A 6,545-nucleotide genomic window follows, 5' to 3' on the forward strand; every position below is an offset into this window, starting at 1 on the left:
CATCCGTCGCTCAGGATCCGGCCGGATCCGCAAGCGACTGTCCCCGCAGCATGCGCCACGCCCAAGCGGCAGCGATCAGCAACACGACCGCGCCGACCGCCGAGGCCATCCGCAGCCCACCGGTGAACGCGCTCTGTGCGGCGATCCGCAGCGCGTCCCCGGTTTCCATGGGCAGCGCCGTCGCCGCTTCCATCGCTCCCGGCAGTGACTGCCGGGCCTGCTCGGCCGCGTCCGCCGGTACCCCGTCGGGGATGACGACGCCCGCGTACCGGCTGGTCACGATCGACCCCAGGAAAGCGATGCCGAGCGCCGCGCCGAGTTCGTACGCCGTCTCGGAAACCGCCGAGGCGGCGCCCGCGTTCTCCTGCGGTACGCAGGACAGGATCACGTCGGCGGTGACCGTGAACGAGAATCCCGCGCCGATTCCGACGATCAGCAGCACCGCGCCCACCAGCGGATAGCCGCTGTCCGGAGTGAGCAGCACCAGCGCCGCCAGTGCCACCCCGATGGCCGCGAGGCCTCCTGCGACCACGGTGCGTACCGAGTAGCGGCGGGCCGCCTTGCCCGCCAGAAGGCCGGTGACCACGGCGCCCACGGTGGCCGGTATCTCCGCCAGTCCGGCCTGCAAGGGCGAACGTCCCTGCACGAGTTGGAGGAACTGGGAAAGGAAGAACACCAGGCCGGACATGCCGAGCACGGTGAGCAGGTCGGCCAGCACCGATGCGCTCAACCCGCGGTCGCGGAACAGCCGCATGTCCAACAGCGGTGTCGGGATGGTCAGTTGGCGCCGTACGAACGCGGCGACGCACAGCAGTCCGGCCGCACCGGCCGCCATGTGGCCCAGACCGACGCCGTAGGCGGCGGTCTCCTTGACCGCGTAGATGATGCCGACCATACCGACCAGCGACAGCAGCACACTGAGCATGTCCCACGGCCCGGGCGCCGGATTGCGCGATTCCGGAAGCAGCTTGGCACCGAAGAGGACAAGCACCGCCATCACCGGGATGTTGATCAGGAAGACCGAACCCCACCAGAAGTGCTCCAGCAGGAAGCCTCCCACCACCGGCCCCGCGGCGGCGCCCGCCATCGAAGCGGACCCCCACACGCCGATCGCGAAACTGCGTTCACGCGGATCGCTGAACAGGTTCCGGATCAGCGCCAGGGTCGACGGCATCAGCGTCGCACCCGCGACCCCCATCAGAGCCCGGGCGGCCATCAGCATGCCGGGGCTGGTGGCGTAGGCGGCGAGCATCGAGAGCGCACCGAACGCGGCGGCGCCGCAGAGCAGCAGCTTCTTCCGGCCGATACGGTCCCCGAGACCACCCATGGAGACCAGCAGTCCGGCGATGACGAAGGAGTAGACATCGCCGATCCACAGCAACTCGGTGGAGGACGGCCGCAGTTGCTCGCTGAGGAACGGCATCGCCAGCCCCAGCACCGTCGCGTCCACCGCGACCAGCAGCAGGGCCAGCGTCAGTACCGCGAGCGCCCACCAGCGCGCGGGGTGCGGCCGCTGCGATGTGGCGGCGGCCGGTGCGTCCACGGACAGGTCCGAGGTCATGACCGCCCCCGCAGCATCCCACCGAGCATCAGCTCGCCGACCATGCGCGCCGAGTCGCGCGACGCCACCTTGCCGTCCTGCACGGACCAGCCGGAGGCGGCGATCAGCGCGTACAGCGCCTCACACAGCCAGGCGGGACTCAGGTCGTACCGGAACAGGCCCTGCTCCTGGCCGCGGCGGAACAGCGCGGAGACCCGCTTGTCGATCCGCGCCCAGCCCTCGTCCAGTTCCTCGACCGCGTAGAGCTGGTTCTCCCCGTAGAGGAAGGCCAGGAATCCGGAGACCGGCATGGCCTCCTCGATCAGCCGTCGTACCGCCTCGACCGGGTCGCCCTCCTCGATACGGGCGGCGTCCAGCCGCTCCGCCAACTGCTCGATCCCGAGCGCGCCGAGCGCCCTGACCAACGCGTCGCGGCCGGGGAAGTGCCGGTGCAAAGTGGCCCGGCTGACCCCGGCCGCCTTGGCGATCTCGTCCATCGAGGCGGTGGCCTTACGGGTCAGCAGCGCGGCGGCGTCACGCAGGACCTGTTCACGATCGAAGGTCATGAGACCAGGATAGCCCACGTGAGACACAGTTGTCTCAATTTAGATGATCGTGACTCCCGGATGGGCGCAGACCATCGAAGACGATGGCGAGCGAGCGGTCCCGCACCCCCTTGTCCCACCCGGCGAGCTCCGCCGCCCGGGAGACGCCGACCAGCAGGGCGTGCACCTCGGGGACCGCCGCATCCCGCCGTACGACATCAGCATCCTGCCCCCGCTGGAGCAGCACACCAAGCGCCTCCAGCAGTTCCCGGCCAGCGGGTTCCGCGATGCGACGCACATCGATCCCGGCCACGGCCACCGCATCCGCGAAGGCGATCTTCGCCGCCGACTCGACATGCCGCAGACCATGACCCCGCGCCAGGTGTTCGAACGCCTGCCGGACGGCATCACCAAACGGGAACCGGACCAGCTTCCGGACCTCTACGCGGAGGACGCCGTGGTGGAGGTCCTCTTCGCGATACCGAAGCCGTTGCGCCTTGTGGGGCGCGAGACACTGCGCACCCACTTCGGCGGCGCCGTCGACAGGCCGTGGGAGCTGCGCGCGCAGAACGTCGTCATCCACGAGACCGCCGACCCTGAGGTGATCGTCGCCGAGTACGACTACAAGGGCCGGATCACCACCACCGGCCGCAGCTTCCGCGGGGCCAACGTCATCGTCCTCAGGGTGCGGGACGGGAAGATCGTCTCCTCCCGCGACTACCACAACCACCTGGTGCTCGCCGAGGCGTTGGGGAACCTGCCGGAAGTGGTCTCCGCGCTGTCCGCCGAGTAGCACCCGTTCGGCGGGAAACCCCTGCCTGACCGGCCGCGACGCACAGCGGCCCGGCCACCTGTGGCGAGGTGGCCGGGCCGTCGCGGCGGTTCAGTTCTTGGCGTTGGCCCAGGTGCGCTGGACCGCCAGGTCCTCCCGAACCTCGGCGAGTTGTGCGGCGACCGCCGAGGGTGCCGTACCGCCGCGGCCGTTTCGGGCGGCGAGGGCGCCGTGGACGCTCAGTACGCCGCGCACCTCGGGGGTCAGGTGCTCGGAGATCGCGGCGAACTGGTCGTCCGTCAACTCGTCCAGCTCGATGCCCTCGGCCTCGCAGACCTTGACGCACTCGCCGGCCACCTCGTGGGCGACGCGGAACGGCACACCCTGCTTGACCAGCCACTCGGCGACATCGGTCGCCAACGAGAAGCCCGCCGGAGCGAGTTCCTCCATGCGCTCGCGGTTGATGGTGAGGGTCTCCATCATGCCGGTGAACGCCGGGAGCAGGATCTCCAGTTGGTCGCAGGAGTCGAAGACCGGCTCCTTGTCCTCCTGCAGATCCCGGTTGTACGCGAGCGGAAGCGCCTTCAAGGTCGCCAGCAGCCCGGTCAGATTGCCGATCAGGCGGCCCGACTTGCCGCGCGCCAGTTCGGCGATGTCCGGGTTCTTCTTCTGCGGCATGATCGAGGAGCCGGTGGAGAAGGCGTCGTGGAGTGTGACGAAGGAGAACTCCTTCGTGTTCCAGATGATGACCTCCTCCGCGATCCGCGACAGATCCACCCCGATCATCGCCGTGATGAAGGCGAACTCGGCGACGAAGTCCCGTGACGCGGTGCCGTCGATGGAGTTGGCGGCCGACCCGTGCTCGAAGCCCAGGTCGGCGGCGACCGCCTCCGGGTCCAGGCCGAGCGACGATCCGGCCAGTGCCCCCGATCCGTACGGGGAGACGGCCGTGCGCTCGTCCCACTGCCGCAGCCGCTCCGCGTCCCGGGAGAGCGCCTGCACATGCGCGAGCATGTGGTGCGCGAACAGCACCGGCTGGGCGTGCTGGAGATGCGTACGGCCCGGCATGGCGACGTCGGGGTGCGCCGTGGCCAGTCCGACGAGGACCTGCTGCAGATCGGTGATCAGGCCGCCGATGATCCGCGCGTGGTCCCGCAGGTACATCCGGAAGAGCGTGGCGACCTGGTCGTTGCGGGACCGCCCGGCTCGCAGCTTGCCGCCGAGTTCCGGGCCGAGCCGCTCCAGCAGACCGCGCTCCAGCGCGGTGTGCACGTCCTCGTCGGCGATGGTCCCGGTGAAGGAACCGTCCGCCACATCGACTTCGAGCTCGTCGAGGCCGACGAGCATCCGCTCCAGTTCGTCCGCGGTCAGCAGCCCGGCCTTGTGCAGCACCCGGGCGTGCGCCCGGGAGCCCGCGATGTCGTACGGGGCCAGCCGCCAGTCGAAGTGGACGGAGGCGGAGAGCTTGGCGAGGGCGTCGGCCGGTCCGTCCGCGAACCGGCCGCCCCACAGCCGTACGTCGTTCTTCTCGCTCACGGGGTGAGGTCCAGGTCGTGCGAAGCCCGCAGATCACGCTGTGCGGCGATCTTCGAGGACATGCCGAACAGTTCGATGAAGCCCTTGGACAGCGACTGGTCGAAGGTGTCGCCGGTGTCGTACGTGGCGAGGTTGAAGTCGTACAGCGACGCCTCGGACCGCCGACCGGTGACGACCGCCCGGCCACCGTGCAGGGTCATCCGGATGTCTCCGGAGACGTGCTCGTTGGCCTCGTTGATGAAGCCGTCCAGCGCCCGCTTGAGCGGGGAGAACCACAGGCCGTCGTAGACCAGTTCGCCCCACCGCTGCTCCACCTGCCGCTTGTAGCGGGCGAGTTCCCGCTCGACGGTGACGTTCTCCAGCTCCTGGTGGGCGGTGATCAGGGCGATGGCGCCGGGGGCCTCGTAGACCTCCCGGGACTTGATGCCGACCAGCCGGTCCTCGACCATGTCGATCCGGCCGATCCCGTGCGCACCGGCCCGCTCGTTGAGCTGCTGGATGGCCTGCAGGACGCTGACCGGCTTGCCGTCGATGGCGACCGGGACACCGTGCTTGAAGGTGATGATCACCTCGTCGGGGTCGCGCGGGGTCGCCGGGTTCTCGGTGTAGTCGTAGACGTCCTCGATCGGCGCGTTCCAGATGTCCTCCAGGAACCCGGTCTCAACGGCCCGGCCGAAGACGTTCTGGTCGATGGAGTACGGGGACTTCTTGGTGGTGGCGATCGGCAGGCCCGCCTTCTCGGCGAAGGCGATCGCCTTGTCCCGGGTCATCGCGTAGTCCCGCACCGGGGCGATGCACTTCAGATCGGGCGCGAGGGAGGAGATGCCGGCCTCGAACCGCACCTGGTCGTTGCCCTTGCCGGTGCAGCCGTGGGCGACGGTGTCGGCGCCGTGCTTCTTGGCGGCGGCCACCAGGTGCTTGACGATCGTCGGCCGGGACAGCGCGGACACCAGCGGGTACCGGTCCATGTACAGCGCATTGGCCTTGATCGCCGGGAGACAGTACTCGTCGGCGAACTCGTCCTTCGCGTCGGCGACCTCGGCCTCGACCGCTCCGCAGGCCAGCGCCCGCTTGCGGATGACGTCCAGGTCCTCGCCACCCTGGCCGACGTCGACGGCGACGGCGATGACCTCGGCGCCGGTCTCCTCGGCGATCCAGCCGATGCAGACGGAGGTGTCCAGGCCGCCGGAATAGGCGAGTACGACGCGCTCAGTCACGGCTTTCTCCATTCACAGTGCAGGTGGGGCAGGGCATCCAGAGGACATCCATGCGGTGCTTGGCATAAGTATGCAGGAGCCCGCATGGAAAATCAATGCGGCGCGCCTCCCGCGCGGGGTCGGGTGCTCCAGAGGGCTCCCCCTGGGCCTCTGGGCACGAGTGCGGGGGCTTCGCCCCTCATCCCCCCGGCGGTTGCCAGGGGTTTGGCGCCGCCGGACCCCGTCGCTGTGGCCGCTCGCCGCCGCGGCGGGATCAGGTGCCGGGGCGAGCCCCGGCAACCCCCGGGGTTTCGGGCTGCCCCCTGGCTGTGGGCACCCTGGGGTTCGGGGCGAAGCCCCAAAAGGAAAGCCGCCGCAGCGGCGAGCAACCCCCACGGCGCGGCGGCGCCGAACCCACCGCAGCCCAGGCGGCCGTGCGCCATGCGCGTTACCGTGCCGATATGGCCAAGCGTGATGTGCGGGTGCGGCGGGTGTATGACGAGCCGCGGGTCGAGGACGGGACCCGGGTGCTGGTCGATCGGGTCTGGCCGCGGGGGCTGGCCAAGGACCGTGCGGGGCTCGACGAGTGGGCGAAGGACGTGGCTCCGTCAACCGGGCTGCGCCGGTGGTACGGCCATGAGCCCGAGCGGTACGAGGAGTTCCGCAGGCGTTACCGGGACGAGCTGACCGACCCCGAGCACCGGGCGGCGGTGCGCCACCTGCGGGATCTCGCGGCGAAGGGGCCGCTGACGCTGCTGACCGCGACCAAGAGCGTCGAACAGTCGCAGGCACCGGTGCTCGCCGAGGTGCTCAAGCGCACCCGCGAGTAGGGGTCCCTGGAATCCCCCGCGGTGTCGCCCGGTCAGTCCCGCGCCGCAGGCCCCTCGCTGTGCGGCAGCCGCAGCGTGAAGACCGTCTCACCCGGGCGGCTGCGAACCTCGGCGGTACCGCCATGG

At 70.0% G+C, this 6,545-nt stretch carries 7 protein-coding genes; 2 read left to right on the top strand and 5 right to left on the bottom strand.

The window, feature by feature from the left end:
• Window positions 1-10: 10 nt before the first annotated feature.
• Genes P2L57_RS27350 through P2L57_RS40900 form a run of 3 tightly spaced genes read right to left on the bottom strand, consistent with a single transcriptional unit; the run spans window position 11 to window position 2,404 of the window.
• A complete protein-coding gene (locus tag P2L57_RS27350) occupies window positions 11-1,561 on the bottom strand; it encodes an MFS transporter (protein WP_275818748.1) in 1,551 nt (516 codons plus the stop codon).
• Window positions 1,558-2,106 (bottom strand): TetR/AcrR family transcriptional regulator, encoded by a 549-nt coding sequence (locus P2L57_RS27355; RefSeq protein ID WP_275818749.1) that lies wholly within the window; start codon window positions 2,104-2,106, stop codon window positions 1,558-1,560. The genes P2L57_RS27350 and P2L57_RS27355 overlap by 4 nt, the downstream gene beginning before the upstream one ends.
• Before the next feature lie 34 nt (window positions 2,107-2,140).
• Window positions 2,141-2,404 carry an SbtR family transcriptional regulator gene (locus P2L57_RS40900; RefSeq protein WP_372515949.1) on the bottom strand — a complete coding sequence of 88 codons (264 nt, stop codon included), beginning with the start codon at window positions 2,402-2,404 and terminating at the stop codon, window positions 2,141-2,143.
• Window positions 2,405-2,452: 48 nt separating this feature from the next.
• On the opposite strand from P2L57_RS40900, the gene P2L57_RS40905 reads away from it, so the two are divergent.
• A complete protein-coding gene (locus tag P2L57_RS40905) occupies window positions 2,453-2,878 on the top strand; it encodes a nuclear transport factor 2 family protein (protein ID WP_372515951.1) in 426 nt (141 codons plus the stop codon).
• Window positions 2,879-2,968: 90 nt separating this feature from the next.
• On the opposite strand, the gene argH is transcribed toward P2L57_RS40905, so the two are convergent.
• The gene (gene argH / locus P2L57_RS27365) at window positions 2,969-4,393 is read right to left on the bottom strand and encodes an argininosuccinate lyase (protein WP_275818751.1); all 1,425 of its coding nucleotides are present in this window, start codon (window positions 4,391-4,393) and stop codon (window positions 2,969-2,971) included.
• Entirely contained in the window at window positions 4,390-5,610 is a 1,221-nt protein-coding gene (locus tag P2L57_RS27370; RefSeq protein WP_275818752.1) for an argininosuccinate synthase, read from the bottom strand. The genes argH and P2L57_RS27370 overlap by 4 nt, the downstream gene beginning before the upstream one ends.
• Before the next feature lie 440 nt (window positions 5,611-6,050).
• Between P2L57_RS27370 and P2L57_RS27375 the strand changes: the two genes are divergently transcribed.
• Window positions 6,051-6,419, top strand: coding sequence for a DUF488 domain-containing protein (locus P2L57_RS27375; RefSeq protein ID WP_275818753.1), 369 nt, complete (start codon window positions 6,051-6,053; stop codon window positions 6,417-6,419).
• The last annotated feature ends 126 nt before the right edge of the window (window positions 6,420-6,545 follow it).

The organism is Streptantibioticus ferralitis (genome assembly GCF_029223525.1).
GTDB classification, from domain to species: domain Bacteria; phylum Actinomycetota; class Actinomycetes; order Streptomycetales; family Streptomycetaceae; genus Streptantibioticus_A; species Streptantibioticus_A ferralitis.